Consider the following 1,804-nt stretch of genomic DNA (forward strand, 5'->3'; position numbering starts at 1 on the left):
CAGAATAAGAACATGTGTACGAGGACGACGGACAGGAGTCAAGAGAGGCGGACTGACTACGTTAGAATTGAGACAGGAAGGGCAGTACGCGCCGGCAGTGGCCCGGCACTTTCCCGGCAGAGAGTGCAGAGCGGAACAACTGTGGCGGGGGCTGCCCGGGCGCAGGAAGGGGCCTGCCAGCGCGGCATGATGCGAGGAAAGGGTATTTGAATCGAAAGTGGAGAGAGTTGAAGACCTACAGTAGACCGTTCTAAAGGCAGACTCGGACTCGGAGAGACCGAACAGGGGTGTTATGAACGGGGTATGGAAAGGTGGGGGGGGCCTCTCAACGGCGCCGAGGTACAATTGTACCTACCCCCAAAGCGCCAAATCGTTAGAGAAATAACTAATCACCCCTACAATCCGGGAAGGGGGTGGCATGATCCGGCAAGTACGCTGTGCGGGCCGCCAGTGGACGAGCGTGCAGGGCGCAGCGATCAAGGATGCCGCGCCAGACGAATGGTACTACATACTGGAGTCAGCTGAGCCCCCCGTGCTAGGCAGCATTCGGAAACAAGTGCGGAAAAGCCGATTCATTCACGCTGCCGGGAATGGTCTCCTCCTCCCAGCCAATACAGAGCGGCCAGAGCCACTTGCACGCGTTCCATCAACTGTTGATGTAGTTGCTCTGACGATGCAAGGGCTGCAGCGGGCCTTGGCGATGGAGCTGAAGGACAAGGGCGGCAGTGCTTTCGCGGTCAATTTTGAATTCAGCCCAGTGGACGAGGAGGCAAACGGTGACGAGAACGCACCCGTAACGCATGGTATCGGTGATGGTGTGGATGCTGGTGATGACGCGCGGCCTCGGGATGGGGCGGCAGGGACAGAACGGCCAGATGGGCACGTAGCTGGGGCAGCATTCAACCTTGCTGACGTCGCCGAGGAAGCCCTGCAGCGGCAAGTGCCCGATCGAGGACGATGGCGTGTGTACGACGGTGGACAGCGGCTGTTGGTGGCCAAGGACACGCCCGGCGAGCTGGGTGTTGTCACTGTGGGCTTCTTCATGACCAGCATCTTGGGCGCGGTGGTTGTCTCCCTCGCCAAGTACAACTGCCAAGGCCAGCAGCAGTTTCCGTTGTCGGCTGATATCGTGCGGGTGCTGAAGGCCGAGCTGCGGGGACAGGCGGACATGGCCCAACATGCTGATGGCACCACCACCATCCCTGCCTCAGCGCTGTCCGTGTCGGCCACAGTGAAATGCTTGGTCTGGGTCTTTGACCACTGCACAGCATGCCAGGGCGTTGCAGTTCGCACTCCAGGAGAGGCCGAGGACGCGTGGATCGGAGACGCCGGTGATACGTGGGGCGGCTCGACAGGGGTGTACGTTGAGTACGGGTCAGGCGAGGATGGAAGTGGCCGGGTGCTGGTGGCCCGCGCAAAAGCTTGCCCCCTACTGCTCTACCGGGGCACAGGGCCACCATCCGGCAAGGGCCGGTGCCAGGACTGCCAATCCGCGAGGAACAACAAGGTCTCCACACGCAAGCGGGCGGCGGACAGGCTGAAGGAGCAGGTTGTGGTGCGCACTGAATTCGGTGAGGTGACCGTGTCTGCACGCGCACACAATCCATCAACACCAGACAGTCAGCTGAACGAGGTAAGTTGCCCCTCCCCCCCTCCCACACACTCTCACCAACCCCACGCACTTCGCACACACACACACACACACACACACACACACACACACACACACACACACACACACTGGCACACACACACCCACACACACACACACACACACACACACACACACACCACACAAACACTC

The 1,804-nt window shown here is 60.5% G+C and carries 1 protein-coding gene; it reads right to left on the bottom strand.

What is annotated here, in order from left to right:
- Positions 1–646: 646 nt before the first annotated feature.
- Positions 647–1,180 (bottom strand): hypothetical protein, encoded by a 534-nt coding sequence (locus P4L78_RS22825; protein WP_309330999.1) that lies wholly within the window; start codon positions 1,178–1,180, stop codon positions 647–649.
- Between the last annotated feature and the right edge of the window lie 624 nt (positions 1,181–1,804).

This window comes from Silvimonas sp. (assembly GCF_031291215.1).
Taxonomy (GTDB): domain Bacteria; phylum Pseudomonadota; class Gammaproteobacteria; order Burkholderiales; family Chitinibacteraceae; genus Silvimonas; species Silvimonas soli.

What these genes read in the sequence shown, in the direction of transcription:
- P4L78_RS22825 (WP_309330999.1), bottom strand. Translation starts at nt 1,180, where the DNA reads ATGTTGGGCCATGTCCGCCTGTCCCCGCAGCTCGGCCTTCAGCACCCG.